This window comes from Shewanella inventionis, from assembly GCF_019931735.1.
In the GTDB taxonomy this organism is placed as follows: Bacteria; Pseudomonadota; Gammaproteobacteria; order Enterobacterales; family Shewanellaceae; genus Shewanella; species Shewanella inventionis.
Genome location: NZ_CP082926.1, coordinates 84,813 through 101,712 on the forward strand (window position 1 = coordinate 84,813; position 16,900 = coordinate 101,712).

17 protein-coding genes are annotated in these 16,900 nt (G+C 43.5%); 10 read left to right on the top strand and 7 right to left on the bottom strand.

Translation table 11 applies throughout. The features are described from left to right. The first annotated feature begins 6 nt into the window (after positions 1-6). A complete protein-coding gene (locus tag K8B83_RS00420; RefSeq protein WP_223418902.1) occupies positions 7-1,005 on the top strand; it encodes a hypothetical protein in 999 nt (332 codons plus the stop codon). 100 nt (positions 1,006-1,105) lie between these two features. On the opposite strand, the gene K8B83_RS00425 is transcribed toward K8B83_RS00420, so the two are convergent. Then, positions 1,106-2,311 carry a multidrug effflux MFS transporter gene (locus K8B83_RS00425; RefSeq protein ID WP_188735848.1) on the bottom strand — a complete coding sequence of 402 codons (1,206 nt, stop codon included), beginning with the start codon at positions 2,309-2,311 and terminating at the stop codon, positions 1,106-1,108. Between the two features lie 126 nt (positions 2,312-2,437). Here K8B83_RS00425 and K8B83_RS00430 point away from each other — a divergent pair, with 126 nt between their 5' ends. Continuing rightward, positions 2,438-3,421 carry a LysR family transcriptional regulator gene (locus K8B83_RS00430; protein WP_188735850.1) on the top strand — a complete coding sequence of 328 codons (984 nt, stop codon included), beginning with the start codon at positions 2,438-2,440 and terminating at the stop codon, positions 3,419-3,421. A 180-nt stretch (positions 3,422-3,601) separates the two neighbouring features. Beyond that, positions 3,602-3,934, top strand: a complete 333-nt coding sequence (locus K8B83_RS00435; protein WP_188735852.1) for a hypothetical protein — start codon at positions 3,602-3,604, stop codon at positions 3,932-3,934. Positions 3,935-4,109: 175 nt separating this feature from the next. On the opposite strand, the gene K8B83_RS00440 is transcribed toward K8B83_RS00435, so the two are convergent. The 3 genes from K8B83_RS00440 to K8B83_RS00450 are packed head-to-tail and all read right to left on the bottom strand — an operon-like array spanning position 4,110 to position 6,532. Further along, positions 4,110-4,322 (bottom strand): hypothetical protein, encoded by a 213-nt coding sequence (locus tag K8B83_RS00440; protein ID WP_188735854.1) that lies wholly within the window; start codon positions 4,320-4,322, stop codon positions 4,110-4,112. A gap of 31 nt (positions 4,323-4,353) precedes the next feature. Further along, positions 4,354-5,793 (bottom strand): DUF4145 domain-containing protein, encoded by a 1,440-nt coding sequence (locus tag K8B83_RS00445; protein ID WP_188735856.1) that lies wholly within the window; start codon positions 5,791-5,793, stop codon positions 4,354-4,356. A 22-nt stretch (positions 5,794-5,815) separates the two neighbouring features. Further along, positions 5,816-6,532, bottom strand: a complete 717-nt coding sequence (locus K8B83_RS00450; RefSeq protein WP_188735857.1) for a hypothetical protein — start codon at positions 6,530-6,532, stop codon at positions 5,816-5,818. A gap of 171 nt (positions 6,533-6,703) precedes the next feature. Between K8B83_RS00450 and K8B83_RS00455 the strand changes: the two genes are divergently transcribed. Both K8B83_RS00455 and K8B83_RS00460 read left to right on the top strand, forming a co-directional pair. Continuing rightward, a complete protein-coding gene (locus K8B83_RS00455; RefSeq protein ID WP_188735859.1) occupies positions 6,704-7,255 on the top strand; it encodes a DUF2780 domain-containing protein in 552 nt (183 codons plus the stop codon). A gap of 87 nt (positions 7,256-7,342) precedes the next feature. Continuing rightward, positions 7,343-7,798: a tellurite resistance TerB family protein gene (locus tag K8B83_RS00460; protein WP_188735861.1), complete on the top strand. Its 456-nt coding sequence runs from the start codon at positions 7,343-7,345 to the stop codon at positions 7,796-7,798. Here the strand turns inward: K8B83_RS00460 and yjeH are convergent, their stop codons facing one another. After that, positions 7,799-9,082: an L-methionine/branched-chain amino acid transporter gene (gene yjeH, locus K8B83_RS00465; RefSeq protein WP_188735863.1), complete on the bottom strand. Its 1,284-nt coding sequence runs from the start codon at positions 9,080-9,082 to the stop codon at positions 7,799-7,801. It abuts the gene before it with no gap. 169 nt (positions 9,083-9,251) lie between these two features. Between yjeH and K8B83_RS00470 the strand changes: the two genes are divergently transcribed. Next, positions 9,252-9,680 (top strand): Lrp/AsnC family transcriptional regulator, encoded by a 429-nt coding sequence (locus K8B83_RS00470; RefSeq protein WP_223418904.1) that lies wholly within the window; start codon positions 9,252-9,254, stop codon positions 9,678-9,680. Positions 9,681-9,723: 43 nt separating this feature from the next. Here K8B83_RS00470 and K8B83_RS00475 read toward each other — a convergent pair whose 3' ends face one another. After that, on the bottom strand, positions 9,724-10,557 hold the full coding sequence (locus K8B83_RS00475; protein ID WP_223418906.1) for an HDOD domain-containing protein: 834 nt from the start codon (positions 10,555-10,557) through the stop codon (positions 9,724-9,726). A 199-nt stretch (positions 10,558-10,756) separates the two neighbouring features. Between K8B83_RS00475 and menD the strand changes: the two genes are divergently transcribed. The 4 genes from menD to menE are packed head-to-tail and all read left to right on the top strand — an operon-like array spanning position 10,757 to position 15,829. Next, the gene (gene menD, locus K8B83_RS00480) at positions 10,757-12,496 is read left to right on the top strand and encodes a 2-succinyl-5-enolpyruvyl-6-hydroxy-3-cyclohexene-1-carboxylic-acid synthase (protein ID WP_223418908.1); all 1,740 of its coding nucleotides are present in this window, start codon (positions 10,757-10,759) and stop codon (positions 12,494-12,496) included. Continuing rightward, the gene (gene menH, locus K8B83_RS00485) at positions 12,478-13,296 is read left to right on the top strand and encodes a 2-succinyl-6-hydroxy-2,4-cyclohexadiene-1-carboxylate synthase (RefSeq protein ID WP_223418910.1); all 819 of its coding nucleotides are present in this window, start codon (positions 12,478-12,480) and stop codon (positions 13,294-13,296) included. Before menD ends, menH begins: the two co-directional genes overlap by 19 nt. Then, entirely contained in the window at positions 13,296-14,402 is a 1,107-nt protein-coding gene (gene menC / locus K8B83_RS00490) for an o-succinylbenzoate synthase (RefSeq protein WP_223418912.1), read from the top strand. The genes menH and menC overlap by 1 nt, the downstream gene beginning before the upstream one ends. Continuing rightward, a complete protein-coding gene (menE, locus tag K8B83_RS00495) occupies positions 14,399-15,829 on the top strand; it encodes an o-succinylbenzoate--CoA ligase (RefSeq protein ID WP_223418914.1) in 1,431 nt (476 codons plus the stop codon). Before menC ends, menE begins: the two co-directional genes overlap by 4 nt. Positions 15,830-15,898: 69 nt before the next feature. On the opposite strand, the gene rpoH is transcribed toward menE, so the two are convergent. Next, positions 15,899-16,756: an RNA polymerase sigma factor RpoH gene (rpoH, locus tag K8B83_RS00500; protein ID WP_188735876.1), complete on the bottom strand. Its 858-nt coding sequence runs from the start codon at positions 16,754-16,756 to the stop codon at positions 15,899-15,901. Between the last annotated feature and the right edge of the window lie 144 nt (positions 16,757-16,900).

Genomic DNA, 16,900 nt, shown 5'->3' on the forward strand with positions numbered 1-16,900 from the left:
AGAGTTATGACTACAACTAAGGCAATGACAATGACTACAGTGTCTATTGCCTTAATGCTCGCGCTTTCTACAAGTTCGGTTTATGCCGCTCAAGATAATGCCTATCACCACGAAGCTGAAATAGGCTTTTTAGATTCAGACGATGGCGGTGATGGTATATTTAATGCCAACTATCGTTATTATTTTAAAGCGGTTGAACAAGCAGATAAGCCTTATGCGCTCGCTGACTTTTTTCACCAAGGGTCAAAGGTTGCAGTACGTTATTCGACTTCTGATTTCGATGATATATATGCACTTTCTGGCCAATATGTTTTTGACTCTAATTGGTTTATCAATGCAGAAGTGAGTCAGGTAGACTTTGAGGAATATGAATACTCTACCACTCTTGATAGCTTCACCATTTACGCAGTCAATCTAGGGTATTTTTTCACCGACTATTCAGCTTTAACCCTAGGTTACAGCACTATGTCTGAATCTAAAGCGACAAGCTTTACATCTTCAAGCTATAACTCTGAAAGATATTACAGTAATGACTTTGATGCTTTCCGTTTAACTTATGAGCACTTTATTCCACTGCAATCAACCGTCGGAGTAATGCTCACAGGTACATTGGCCTACAGCGATGAGCAATATAGTGATCATTTTTTAAACTCCGACACTAATGACCAAGGGCAAGTAACAAACAGTAATTCTGAGCAGAACATTACTTACGACAGATATAATGTTGCCATTAATGCCGATTGGTATATTAATAATTCATGGTCTGTCGGTGCTGTTATTGAGCAAGGTAATACCGATACTCATTATAATTACAGTAGTGCCAATTATGACGATGTAGGCAGTATTGACCAAACAGACACATCTACTAGCATAAACACACGCTATACATGGCGTTTTGCCGATATATTCTCAGCTAAGTTCTCACTTAGCTATTCAAATTTTGATGGCGAATATGAGAACGACTCACAAACTAACTTTAGTGTAGGTGTTAACGCGCGCTTCTAAGAAACCTAGTATTGAGAAAAAAATACCCGCAGAATGTGGTTAGCATTCTGCGGGTTAAAGGTGATATTACCAATATGTAATCTGAGCTCAGGTTATTTAATTAATCGTGTTGTAGTTGCTCTTGATGCAGATGGCTTAAACGGTTCATTGCCATCATGGCGAGTAACACACTGCAAAAACCACCCATCACAATCGCAATGGCATAAGGTGCTGGTATATCGGTTAACTGGATTAATGCAGTTAATATCGATGCGCCGCTCATTTGAATACAGCCTAACATTGCCGTTGCAGTACCTGCGCGCTCACCAAAGGCCGATAACGCCATACTGGTAGCAGGCCCAAGTAAAATCGCAAAGCCAACACAAAGCAGCATCATAGGTGCCATAAAGGCAACACCCGCAGCAATACCTTGCTCTGGGCCAGCTAATTGCATTACCACTTCAACCACAGCCGCTAACACCATTAACCACAACGCCACTATGACACCAGGGCGATTACCAATACGCTTAATTAATACTGGTGCAGCAAAACAGGCCGCGACATTCACTAGGGCATTTAACCCAAATAAGCCGCTAAACATCAGCTCTGAAATACCTAAGTGACCAATTAACCACACTGGTGAGTAAGACACGTAACATAAAATAGAAGCCATCGCGATCATGCAGCAAGAGGCATAAAACATAAAGTGAGCATCGCCAAGCACCGGCTTATAACGCCCCCACCGGTAAAGCGGGCCTGTGCTGTCGGTATTGAGTGGACGCGTTTCTGGGAAACGAAAACCTACTAAAAACAAAACGATTACGGCATAAATGGCCATAAAGATAAACGTCGAACGCCAGCCAAATTGCAATGCTAATAAGCCTCCCAATGTAGGCGCTAATGCGGGTACCACACAAATAGCCCCATTTAAATAACTGTACATCGACACACTTTGCTTGCGATCGTAACAGTCACGTACCGCACTAAATACCACAATAGACGTTGAACATGCGGCTAAACCTTGAAACACACGGGCAATTTGCAACAGCTCAAATTCAACCGCATACGCGCCCAACAAACTGCTAATGCCGTAAAGCACAATACCAAACAAGGCGACAGGCCTGCGGCCAAAACGGTCGGCTAATGGCCCAATCAATATCTGCCCGACACCCATCGCAAATAAAAACAGTACTAAAGTAGACTGAACCTCACTGTTCGATACTCCATACTCAAGTGCCATTGTCGGCATAGACGGAAGATAAATATCGATTGCCAGTGGGCTTAAAAGCACCATAAACATCAATAATGGCAGTAAGTTACGACGCATAATGTTCTTTCTCTTAGTGTTTAGCTGATAAAAGGTCACCCTTAATTGAGCGCTATGATAAGTCAAATGGTGGTATGAACAGAAATGATATAAAATCCAAAGTGAATTTCCATTTGAGAATATCTAATGAATCTTGATAACCTCGCACGTGTTGACCTTAATTTACTGGTTATTTTACAAGTACTGCTTGAGGAGCAAAGCGTCACTCGAGCAGCCCATCGTTTACACCTTAGTCAATCTGCTGTGAGCAAAAGCTTAAACCGCCTACGCGAAGCATTAGACGATCCATTGTTTCAACGAACAGCTCATGGCCTTAAACCTACAGCCCATGCATTAACTTTACGGCACAAACTGTCCCCAGTACTGCAAAACTTATATCAGTTAACGCAACCCCCCACATTTCACCCAGCCAGTAGCCAACGTCACTTTACGTTTTCAATGGTCGAAAGCGCTTATGAAACATTGATCCCCTATTTTATTGGGCCATTGTTACAACAAGCACCGTCGATAAAATTAGATTCATATGTGTGGACAGAAAAGTCGATGCAAGATTTACAGCAAGGGCAAATCGACTTTGGTATTGCAGGCCGCGACATTCATCCACAAAGTGACTTTAAGATAGAACATGTTCCCGAAGGTATCGAATATCAAACGCTATTTAACGACCATCAAGTGTGTTTGGTGCGTCAAAACCACCCTATTTTACAGGTTTTCGAGTCGGGTCACTGGGATCAATCTCAATACTTAAACATGTCCCATGTACAGGTAAGATGCGAAGGCAACGATTGGTGGGCACTCGATTATCACTTGGCTAATTTAGGTTTACACCGTCACTTATCAACCACAGTGCCAGACTTTTATGGCGCAGCCAGTGTATGCGCCCATACCGACCTTATTTTTACGCTGCCATCGAGCTTTGCCATCCATGCACAAAAACTCTATTCGTTAGTGTCTATCCCTTTACCATTTGATTTTATGCCCATGGCATATGTGTTTTTGTGGCACGAACGGAATAACCAGGAGCCCGGGCATCAATGGTTTCGCAATCTTATTTTTAACAGTGTCGACAGTGCCATGGCGAATACCAATCACCTACCTGAAAAACGCTAAAGCCTGCATTTTCAAGAACGAGCAAATTAAACATCTTGTCTGGCGCGTTCTCTGCACTGTTAAACACTACAGTATCAAGATTAACTAGGTTTAACGTGACATATTATGTCTTGAAGTTGCACACTGGATCTTCAATAGTCATTCGTTATCGATGCAAACAAGCCGCATTTAGGAGCCAACATGAACGTTAATCAAGCATTTAACAGCGCCCATTTTAAACATCGCATGGCGACGATGAACCCTATTATGACCTTATTGATGGTTGTTGCTATAACCTTGATAGCCATCACTTTACTGCCATTTTTATTTTTGTTTGGCTTAATCAGTTTTGTCGCCTTGCGTTTTTGGGGTAAAAAAATGCTCCGTCGTCAACAAGCTCAACAAGCGTATGCGTACCAAGATTTCGCCAATGTACAACGCGAACCCGCAGCGCCATATGCCGATATGTTTAAGCGCTCAAACGCAAACCAAGCGAAACCTACAGGCAGAACATTTGAACACCAGGCAGATTAACTCGGCAAAAAAGCTGACGAATGGCTTTGCTTAAGCGTTAGTGTCAGGAATTATCTAAGTGATAAGTTTTCGAAGTGCTAAAGAAAAGGTTGTTACATAGACAGAGACTTTACTTTTTGAGCAAATGCCGTTGCTGAGTCGCGCTTGTTACGGGGGCCAAAACCCGTGACTGCAGCTATCTATATAGCCAGCAAAACACTTTTAGACATAAATAATAAAACAGGCTGATGAAGGCAATTTTAACAAACAACGCGGCGATATATTCAAGCGATAAACTGGCTTCAACATCAATATCTAAATACCAAAAGATACTTTGAGCAATACCCAGTGCAACCACTAAAGATAGCCAATGAATTAATCCGCTTTCACGGGGATCCGTGCTTTTCATGCTCACAATACTCCCTTTGAACTCGTGAATGTTACCCCAAAAGCAACTTAGCCTGTTGCAACGCAATCATTTCATCATCACTGGGATTAAGCTCAATAACACTGTCGATTTGCATTGCCAGCGATTGCCATAACGGCTCAATAACCGCCAACTGTTTATCATTGGCATGGGCTTTCGCTAATGTCAGTAAATACGCCGCTTGCACCACATCAATACGACCTAAAATACCATCAGCCAACGCCACACTAAGCTCAATCATGGCTGCCACATTATGACCATATTTAATCGCTTGGTGTAAATAGCCTTCAGCCTTAACACGTTGTTGTTGACTAGCATTATCGTCATGCAAAATGTGACTGCCACAATGCAACATGGCATCAACCTGCCCTTGCTCTGCTGCCTCAAGCATCCATTGCCCGCTGGCCGCTAAGTCTGATGAGCAACCCAAGCCGTCAGCCAACATCAACGCCAAATGATATTGCGCATTAGGGTAACCCGCTTGAGCCGCCTTATTCACCCACAAAAACGCATTTTCAAACTGTTGGGCCTGGTAGTACAGCACCCCAAGGTTTGACATTGCCTCAGCGTTTTCGGCGTTGGCAGCCAGAGTGAGTAAACGTTCGGCTTGTACCAAATCAACCTCAAACTGATTACTGCCCACCAGATAAAAAAAGCCCAACAATGCCTGAGCGTCAACAATGCCACTATCAGCTGCCTGTGCAATAAATCGCTCACCCTCACTGAGATTGACCTCGCCGCAATAGCCATGCAGTAAACTTACGCCATGCTCAAAAACCGCGTCTTGATAATGGTTCGACGCAAGTGAAAACCAATAACCCGCTTGAGCAAAAGCCTCTGCTGCTGTGGTGTGTGTGCTAGCCTTATCAGCTTTGTCAGGCGCGCATATGTCTGTTGATGTTTGTGCTAATGCCTGCTCTTGTTCTTGCAGCATAAGGCCTTTAGCCTTTAACGACATTCCCACTAGATACTGCGCCTGAGCATCATTATTCATAACAGCGCGATAGCACAAATCTCGCCCAGCAAATGAGTCAAAAGGTTCAAATGTATAAGCTGGCGCGGCGTGTTGATGTACTACAGGATAAAGTTTAGTTACCAAACGCAAAATGTGTTCAATCGACTTTTCTGCCACAGTGACAAGTTGCGCCTGGGTTAAGTGATATTTTTCAGGGTGTGCACCACGGTTGCCGTCACTGCGCAAGCGGTGTAATGCGCGCACAGCAGCAGGCTCTATAAGCTTTGCTTGGTGTAATTGTTCAATACGGTCGTATAAATTAGGGCTGGTGAATGCAAAACCATAAGATTCGCCTAGTTGGCTTGTCAGCTTGTGAGTAAAGCTACGGACATACACCAATGACTGGGTTGGAATATCGCGTGCATAACTTTTCGCTAAGCGATAATCTTCGGTTAAGAGCTCGGAGAAACCATCAATAAACGCACTATCATTTAACAATGGCCTCTCCTTTTATTGCGGTCTATTGTTGCAAGTCTTCTGTTTGGCGGTTAACCATATACAATCTAAATAATGCTATGTTCACAAACAAGCCTAAAAATGCAAAAGCGGCTTCAACCACTAACTGTAACGGGAAACCAACCTGGCTAGCAAACTGAGTAAACACACCAGCAAATAAAGACAGCGGAACATATAGCATTAATACCGCAATGGTATTAAATGCAATTGAACCTGCACTAAAAGAAAAGCTTTTTTTAATGGCTTCTAACGGCGTTAAGCGTTCAACCACCACCATAAAGTTCACATAGGCCAAGCGAGCAAACAAATACAAGCTCACTACCAGACCAATTAACCATAAAGGACCAAACGCGGCAAAAATCATTACCGGCGCTAAAATCGCCAGCCCCGAAAACACGCCCGCAAGCAATAAAGGTGGCACAAACTGTAAACTGGCTTTTAAAATTTGCCCAGGAGATAACTCATGGCCTTGTGAGCGTAACTCCAAAAATAGGGTTAACGCAGCAATAAGCACCGAAAACACTAACAATAGCAACATCATCACAGCAGCATGAGATACACCAAATTGTGGGTTTTCTGGATCGGCGGTTAACATTTCATTACCAAGCCACAATTGTATCGCGACTTGGATTAACAGCAGTGGCAAAGTCAGTGCTGCCAGCTGACGAATATGGTTTCGAAAAAAGTTTAATGCTTCAGTCAAAATAGCAAACAATGACATGTAAATTCCAATAATCGATTAACAATAAATATGGCGCTTAGGATACCCAAAAAAACGCTAATTTGCACAAGTCAAATCGCTAAAAAACCGATTACCTGTCGCAATTAGATAAATCAGGGTAAAATAGCGACTACGTTTAACCATTTATTTCCCATCAACAGGACACGCATTATGAAATTAGCATCCGCTTTATCGGTACTTTTTACCGTCTTCGCTATCTCAACACCGGCATCAGCAGGTTGGTTAGACAAAGCTTCTGAAGCAGCCAAAAAAGTCGTTGAAACACCAGCCACGACGGCAACAGCAGCAGACACTAGCACTGCGGCACAATCAACTGAGCTCGTAGGCAGCGTAATGTCACAGCTTGGTTTAAGCCAATCTCAAGCAGAAGGTGGGTTAGGTTCATTACTGAGCTTGGCGCAGTCAAACTTAGGTGGCAATGATTTTAGTCAGCTAACAAGCAGCATCCCTAATGCCGACAGTTTACTGGCTGCAGTTCCATCAATGTCATCAGACAGTGGTATGTCAGGTTTATTGTCTAAAGCTGGCGATTTAGGCTCCTCGCTACAAGGCACTGCGATGGTCTATGATGCGTTTGAAAAACTCGGTATTTCAAAAGAATACATTGTGCCTATGGTCGATATTGCTAAAAACTATTTAGAGCAAAGTGGCAGCGAAGGCACTGTTGATCTATTAACCAAGGGTTTAGGTTCGTTGCTATAAGTTAACATTAATTAATCCCAAGCCATTCGCTTGGGATTATCATTTTTGCTAGCATCAAATTGCTTTAACCTCAGCCGTGGAGTCAATATGATCGCCAAACTAAAACAGTTTATCCAATCACATACTCAGGCAAGTAGCCCTGAAGAAAAAGCTCAAAACCTTAATTTAGCTGCTGCAACCTTATTGCTAGAAGTGGTTTATGCTGACGAAAAGCTAGCAGAAGCCGAAGCCGCTTTACTGCCAGAAATGCTCATTAACACCTTAGGTATAACCCCCGAGCAAGCAAAAAGCTTAATCGCTGAGGCCAAACAAGCGCGCCATGATGCAACGTCGCTGTTTGAGTTTACTGCAGAAGTTAATGCCCAATTTAGCCTTGAGGATAAACAGCAATTGTTACTGTCGATGTGGCGTTTAGCTTATGCCGATGGGGAGTTATCCCGCTTTGAAGATCAAATCATTCGCCGCACTGCCGATTTGTTATACCTCAAGCACAGCGAATTAATTCAAATGCGTAATATTGCTATTCAACACTCCAGCCAATGATCACGAGTTAACTTGGGGCTTAATTGTTTTGCGATATAAGTGATTTTTTTGCCACCACATAAAAGGGGCAATCACCATAATTAATACCAGTACATAGATCATATTATCTGCCAGGGCGATGCCAAGCCCAATACAAAACACACACCCAGCGGCAACCAAAGGTAGGTAACGTTTGCTGAGTAACTTAGCTGCCGATAACATGGCGAGCAAGTAAATAATCACAAACACCCCGTTACTCCAGGCAATCAACTTCTCTAAATCTTGCCCCGAATAAAAGGTCAACACTATCACCACTGCCATACTGCCGAGTATGCAAAAAAGCGCTCTAAATGGCACACCATGGCGATTCAATTTAACAAAGTATCTAGGCAAAATGCCTTCATTGCTAAAACTCCACAATAACCGCGCAGCACTGGCAGAATAAACGTTAACTGTCGCCAGGCCACTGGCAATACCTAAAATACCTATCGCCTGCGCGCCATATCCCTGTAAAAAGCTGTCTGATAACAAATAATCAAACGCGCTTATCATTGCCACACCGGTTTTATCTGTCGGCACCATTAACAACAAAAAAGTACAGGCTAAATAAATAACCCCAACCAACAATGTGCCCATCAAAATAGCCGGCAACATGTCTTTGTCTGGACGTCGAAAATCACTGGCTAAATGTGTCATGGCCTCTATGCCCAAAAAGCTCCAAAAACCAATCCCCATAGCAACCATAACGGTATTTAATTGTGGGTGACTGGTTTGATTAAATGATTCGAGCTGTTCAGAGTTAAGCCCGCTAGCACCAAATAACAACGCCACCACAGTGACTATGGCAAGAGTGAGCGCAAACTGAAGCTTGGCAGACACTTGAATGCCCCGAATATTCAAACCAAGTAACATCAGCACCACAACAAGCTCTGCCACTAATTGCCAACCACCATGCAGTGGGATTAAGGCGTTCATAAATTGAAAGGTCATTAAAATGGCGGCGGGGGCACCTATGGGGATCACCAATAGAAAAATTAACCCTATGGTTCTTCCGGCAATTCGGCCAAAGGCTTTTTCAACAAAATACGCAGGCCCGGCGGCATGTGGAAAGCGACTCGCCAGCAAACCAAACACTAACGCCACAGGAATAATGGCTAAAGTTAATATTAACCAGGCCAATAATGCCCCAGAATCAGCTACGGCTATGGTCATTTGCGGTAAAATAAACACACCGGTGCCCAGCAATGTGGTGGCCATTAACCCTGCACCTTGCCAGCGTCCAATCGTTCCTGATATTTGATTCATAATAGTAATCTTGCTGTGATATATTGCGATATTATAAGTGGCATTGGCTTAACATTCTGCGGGTTAATCAACGCAAGTTGTAGCTTAAACCGACAAAATGACGGAATTATTATACTTTGCCGTCAAAATGTTGTAGCGCGGGCATGAATGACAACTCAGGAATACGCTATTGGATAAGTTTGATAAAGCGATTATAAACGAATTACGTCTTAATGCTCGACAGAGTATTTCGTTCATTTCCGAACAAGTGAATTTGTCACGCAGTGCAGTGACAGAGCGAATTAAGAAACTTGAACAAAGCGGCGTTATTCGTGGTTATCAGGTTTTACTCAGTGAATCGCAAAAATCTGGGGTGTCAGCATATTTTGAAATCCAACATCGCTGCGCGCGCTGCGCAGAGGTGATCCATATTTTTACCACGATTCCTGAGGTCATAACCTGCCAGGGGATTACAGGCGATATGGATTTGCTGGTGCATGTCCATGCCAACTCAATGCAACGTTTACATGAAATTCGTGAGTTTATTGATGCTCAGGCCGATATTGTTAAAATAAAAACCCATGTTGTCATGAGTGAGTGGATTAACAATAAAGCATAAAAAGCTCTGTATAAACAGAGCTTTAAATTTTAAAATAATTATATTATGCCAGTTGTTTACCGATTTCTAATCCTTTGCCTCTTAGTGCAACAAACTTTTCAGCCAAGCCAGACATATCCATTTTAATGATACCCGCTTCTTTATTTGCTTTACCCGCTAACCATGCAGTAAATGATTCATCGTCACGCTCATCGTCCCAATGAGAAAATACCGCATGTGATAAATAAATTACCGATGCCAGTTTTGAAGCCGGTTTAGCTTGAAGCGGCGCACGTTGAAACTCAATACCCTGCACTAACGACGGAGCAAACTTCCAGTTTTTTGCCAATAAAGCACCAACAGATGGAGAATCAAACCCTAATAAACTGGTTTCGAGTTGCTGTTTATCCGCACCTTCTGCAACTGCAGCTCTAATTTGTGCCGCAATAGCAGGCTCAACAACTGCAATTAATAAATCACCAATGTTATGTAAAATGGCACAAGTAAATGCCTCATCAGTTGCCACGCCACATACTTTCGCCATTTCTTGGGAGTACAAAGCCACTTCAAAGGTTTCCCCCCAAAATTCCGCTAAATCGATACCTTCTACTTTTGGAATAACCCCAATAACAGCAGACGAAATAACGAGCGTTCGTAACGTTTGCATTCCTAAACGCACAACAGCATCTTCAATGGAGCCCACTTCACGGCTGCGGCCAAAATGAGCTGAGTTTGCAAGGCGAAGTACCCTCGCACTGATAATAGGGTCCTGGGCGACCTTGGCAGAAATGCTTTCTATCGAGGTGTTTTCATTATTAACTGCATCAAGTAACTCACTAACAGCTTTAGGTAAACGCGGTAATTCATCGACTCTTTTTAATAGCTCAGCAGAAGGCATATGTTTTGGTCCTTAAATTAACTGGTATGTAAATAAATCATTTTTATCACTTTAGCACAACATAAATTATACAATTAGGAATGCAAAAAAAGAGTAATATTATATTTAAGGCTTGGTTGAAAAAAGTCTGCGTTAAACCTTAGATATCATGCACACTTGGCGTTACACTAAAGCGTGTTTATCTTCTACATGAGCCAATATGCAACAACAGACTAGTGCTGATATGAATTTATTATGGGGACAATTGATCCTCGAAGAACTCGCGCGATTGGGCGTTAAACATGTGTGCATGGCACCGGGTTCTCGCTCAACGCCATTAACATTAGCTGCTGCTAGCCAAACCCAAATTACACGACATATTCATTTTGATGAACGAGGTTTAGGCTTTATGGCACTCGGGCTTGCTAAAGCCAGTGACGCCCCAGTTGCCATTATCACTACCTCTGGTACTGCGGTAGCTAATTTGTACCCAGCAATAGTTGAAGCCTGGTTAACCCATGTGCCGTTAATTGTTTTATCAGGAGATCGACCTAGTGAGTTAATAGATTGCGGAGCCAATCAAGCAATTGTACAACCCGCTATTTTTGCAGGTTATGCCAAACAATTAAATTTACCGACACCCGATAACGCTTATCCTGCCAATGCATTATTAACCGCCATTGACCATGCTATAGCCAATCAGCATCAACCTGTACACATCAATTGTATGTACCGTGAGCCGCTGTACCCAGCAGAATTAGTGACATTAAACCATGTAAAAAAAACCGCGAGTGTTACGACTGCAACTTACCTTTCACCGCTTAATTCATGGTTTGACAATAATAAGCCGTTAACGCGCTATGCTGCGCTTAATGGGTCCGAATTGCCCACCACTGACACCTTAATGCGCTTTGTGCATGGTAAAGGGATCATTGTTGTGGGTACGCTTTCGCCGGCAAATAATCCTCAACTTATTGTGGCATTGGCTCAAAAACTTGGTTGGCCAGTCGTTGTTGATGCACAATCGCAATTACGCCAGCACCCTGGCGTCGTCGGTCATATCGATCAGTTATTACTTAACCCCAAAGCCAGTAAATTACTAGAACAGGCTGAGCGAGTATTAGTATTTGGTGGTCGCTTTGTGTCAAAACGTTTGATCCAATACCTCGCCCAACAACAGTGGCATAGCCATTGGCAGATATTAGCTCACAGTGACCGGTTAGACCCAACCCATCAACATAAACAAATATGGCAAACCAGTGTACAGGCCATGTGCCAATTGCCTTGGCCAAGATCATCTGAGGCCAATTGGGCGCTGCAATTGTTACCTTACAACGAGTCGTTAGAGTCGGTACTAAAACAGCAAATAGACAACACCAGTTTTGGCGAAGCACAAGTTGTGCGAACCGTTGCGGCGAATCAAACCAATGAACACATTTTATTTATTGGTAATAGTTTACCCATACGTCTTTACGATATGTATGCCCCAATTGCTACCAATACGCCTTTAATTTATACCAACCGCGGCGCCTCGGGTATCGATGGTCTTATTGCGACGGCCTGTGGCGTGGCGGCAGACAAAAAAGCGCCTACCACTTTACTGATTGGCGATTTATCCTGTTTACATGACTTCAACTCAATGGCGCTGCTAAAACAGATGTCACGCCCTTTTGTGCTGGTCATTATTAATAATGATGGCGGTAATATTTTCAATTTATTGCCCGTACCCAATGAAAACTTGCGTAATGATTTTTACCGTTTAAGCCACGGGCTGGAATTTGGTTATGGCGCTGCCATGTTTGGTTTGGCCTATCGTCAGGTAGACGACATAGAGTCGTTCCAACAAGCTTATCAAGAGGCATTTGAGTATAACTGTGCCTCAGTGATTGAAGTCAATGTTGCGCCAAATCAAGCTAGCGATCAAATTGCGCAAATTAACCAATGGGTAAAACAACACTAATGGTCAGCATCCGTCGTTTTGGCCACCCCAATTTACCAGCATTAGTGATGTTACATGGTTTTTTGGGCAGCAAAGACGACTGGTCTATTTTGATGCCAAGCTTAAGCCAGCATTTTCATTGTATTTGCATCGACTTGCCCGGCCATGGTGCTAACCACTTAGCATTAACATCACCCGGATTTAGCCAGGTTTCAGCGCATATTCTGGCTAAAGTAAACGAGCTTGGCGTTAAGCAATTTCATTTGCTGGGGTATTCATTAGGCGGCCGCATTGCACTGCATATTGCTAAAGATTTTCCTGAGGCTTTACTGAGTTTAACTCTGGAGTCGGCCCATCCTGGATTAACCGATGACGATCAACGTGATGCCCGCGCCAACAGCGACGGCTTATGGGCTAAAAAGCTACAACAGTTACCCATAACGGCTTTTTTGTCGCTGTGGTATCAACAAGCGGTATTTAACGACCTTAGCAAACAGCAAAAGCAACAGTTAATCACCTTACGCAGTCATAACGACCCACTGCGCCTGAGCAACTGCTATCTGGCCACATCACTTAGTTTGCAGCAAGACTGCAGAAACGTATTGAGCCAACTCTCGTGCCCGTGTTATTACCTTTACGGCGAGGATGACACTAAATTTGCTCAGGTGGCGATAGATTGGCAGACACAGTCCGGTCAATCGGCATTGCAACTGCAACCACTAAACGCCGCTGGGCACAATATTCATAGTCTGCACCCAGCATTATTTTGCGACACTTTATTAGCCTTACTTACCCCCAAAAATCCAGCTAAGGAGGCGTAATGCAATTTGTCGACGAGTTAACCATTAGCGCAGTGTCTTTGTATCGATATCATATCGCGCTAACCCCAACATTGCCGGTGGCCAAACAACGCATAGATCACCGCCAGGGCTTGGTGCTGCTAACCAGCGTTATCAACAGCAATCAGCAAGAGCACCAGTTTTGGGTTGAAATAGCGCCGCTATCAGGTATTGATACCGAAGGGCTGGCTATTGAAGGATTTAGCCAAGAGTCACTTGATGAGGTGATTACAGCCTTATCACAGATTGCCAAGCAACTTATTGGCAAATCACCTAATGCGTTAATGGCTTTAGCCGCAACCTCTACTTTTGCATCTGTAGCGTTTGGACTGAGCTTATTACACGCCAAATTGTGCCATCAGTTACCTTGCAGAATAGAGATACCATATACTCAATCGGTCACGGTTCCTTTGGTTTATTCTGGTATGAGTGAACAACAACTGCAGGCTAAACTGCACCAAAATGGCAGCATCAATAGCGTTAAAGTCAAAGTGGCACAAACCTCAATGGAAGATGAAATTGCCTTTGTTTATCGGGTGCTAACGCTTGCCCCGCAGGTAAGCTTACGACTCGATGCCAATCGGGGCTTTACCCCAGAACAGGCCATCGATTTTTTAGCCTGTTTACCCAAAGACAAAATAGAATTTATTGAAGAACCTTGTATTAATCCAGCAGACAATCCTCTGATTTACCAGCAATTAGGGGTGCGTTATGCATTAGATGAGTCACTTAACTCAGCAACATTTGATGTGATCAATGCCATCAAACAGCAAGCAGGAATAGCTGCGCTAGTCATTAAACCTATGTTGCTTGGCTCTCTGGCTGATTTACAACACATGATTGATGCCGCCCATATTGAGGGGGTGCGCTGCATATTAAGCTCAAGCTTAGAGTCTGATATTGGCATTACTGATTTACAGCTTCTCAGCCAGGCCTTAACCCCAAACGAGACGCCGGGTTTAGATACTCTAGGCGCATTTAGTCAGTTGCTATTGATTGACTCGACACCCTCTAGCAAGCTTAATGTGAACGCTCTCCAGTTAGTTTATCATGCTGGAAATATAGATAAGACCACCACAGCATTATGATGATATCGCCACTGCATCAAACAGCACTAACTGCGCCCGACGCCGTTGCCATTGAAGATGCAAGCAACAAATACACCTATGCCCAATTAAGCGTAATGGTGATTCAATTAACTCAATCTCTGCAAAAGCAGGGTATTCACGCTGGCGATATTGTGGCGTGTTTGTCACACAATAATCTACAGATGATTTGCTTGTATTGGGCTTGTATCGATGCCGGTTGGGTGTTTTTGCCATTATCGCCACGCTTGTCTAACCAGCAGATTAATCAGCTCATAGACACATACCAAGTCCAGTGGTTATGGACAGATAATCCAAGTCGGCAAGCTGACATTGCTGTTTCACATTATTTAACCGTGTCTCTATACACACAAGGCATAGCAGACTTATCTGCTGCTAAAATTTCCCCGCATGTTGCTTCAAATATCATTTTAACCTCTGGCTCTAGCGGCACACCCAAAGCTGCTGTCCACAGTTTGCTCAACCATATTGCCAGCGCCCAAGGCGCAGCGAGTTATATCCCGCTAAGAGGCAACGACGCGTGGCTTTTGTCTTTGCCGTTATTTCATATCGGCGGCTTAGCCATATTACATCGCTGCACGTTAGCTGCAGCCCGCATTGTATTGCGTGATATGGCTAAATCTTTAGCCGAACAATTACAACAAAGCACCATTAGCCATGTGTCATTAGTTCCCACGCAAGCCTTACAACTGTTAACTTTGCAACCTCAGGCATTAACTCATGTTAAGGCGCTATTACTCGGCGGCGGCATGATAGAACCACAACTGATAAATACCCTTAACGCGCTCCATGTGAAGGCATATACAAGCTATGGTATGACCGAAATGAGCTCACAAATTACTACCGCTAAAGCCAATCTGAGTGGCCACCATGGCCGCCCTTTGCCTGCCCGACAACTCAAACTCGTCGACGGGGTAATCTGGGTTAAAGGTGAGTGTTTGTTTATGGGTTATTTAACCCCTCAAGGTGTGTCACTACCGGTAGATGAGCAAGGTTGGTTTTGCACCCAAGACAAAGGTCTGCTCAATGAAAAAGGTCAGTTAATGATTTTAGGCCGTGCAGATAATATGTTTATTTGTGGGGGCGAAAACCTCCATCCAGAGCAAATAGAAGCTGCGCTAATAACGCACCCTAATGTGGCGCAAGCCATTGTGTTTGCCATGCCCGATCCCGTTTTTGGTAACTTACCAGCAGCGATTATCGACTATATCGATGACAACGGCGCCGAGCAGCTCAATACGGAAGAGATTAATCAAGTTAACACTCAACTGAGTGAGTTAATTGAACTAAAGTTAGCCCGCTTTATGCGTCCAAGACAATATTTTAGCTGGCCCAAACAAGTCGTATCCAGCGGCATTAAAGCACCGAGAAAATTGATCATTGATGCTGTGCAACAGCCGCGAGCATAATAGCGTTAGCGCCAAAATACAAAAAACCTGCCGCAGCAGGTTTTTTAGTTTAAAAAGCGTAAGAGAAAATTATTCCATACAGGCTTTAAGCTTGTTCATGGCATTTTTTTCTAGCTGCCTGATCCGCTCAGCTGACACCTGATAGGTAGAGGCTAATTCTTGCAGTGTGGTTTTATCGTCATCTAACCAACGGGCGCGAAGAATGTGCTGGCTACGCTCATCTAAGGTTTTAATCGCCGACAGTAAACGCGCTTGAGAATCTGCTTCCCAGTTGTCGTTTTCAACTTGCTCAGCCAAATCAGAAGAGTGATCTTCTAAATACAATGCAGGGGCAAAGTCATGTTGATCGTCGTCGTTGTCACTGGCTAAGTCAAATGCTGGATCTTGTGCTGCCATACGCGACTCCATTTCAGTCACATCGGCTTTAGACACACCCAGATTTTCTGCCACCATGGTCACTTCAGCGTCGCTAAACCAACCCAAGCGTTTTTTCGATTTACGAATGTTAAAGAATAACTTGCGCTGCGCTTTAGTGGTCGCCACTTTTACAATACGCCAATTTTTAAGCACGTACTCGTGAATTTCGGCTTTAATCCAATGCACTGCAAAAGAAACCAAGCGAACACCCACGTCAGGATCGAAGCGTTTTACCGCTTTCATCAAGCCAATGTTACCTTCTTGAATAAGATCGGCTTGTGGTAAACCGTAACCAGAGTAACCTTTAGCCACGTGAACAACGAAACGTAGATGCGACATAATTAATTGCTTTGCAGCTTGCAGATCGCCTGTTTCTTGTAAACGCTTGGCAATGTCGTACTCGGTTTCAGCGTCCAACATGTCAATGCTGGTCACAGACTGGATATACGCTTCTAAACTACTACTGCCTTGAGGGACAGTCAGTGCCATTGATTGCGTTTGATAAGTCATTCGCTCTCCTACTACATTCAAAAAATTAACTTCTATTAGCTAAATACGTTTTATGAAACCCATTGGTTCATCTACTTCAAGACCGATTTAGCTGATGAACTATCAACTAAATGACATCATATGTCAACTTAGCGTCAGTTCATT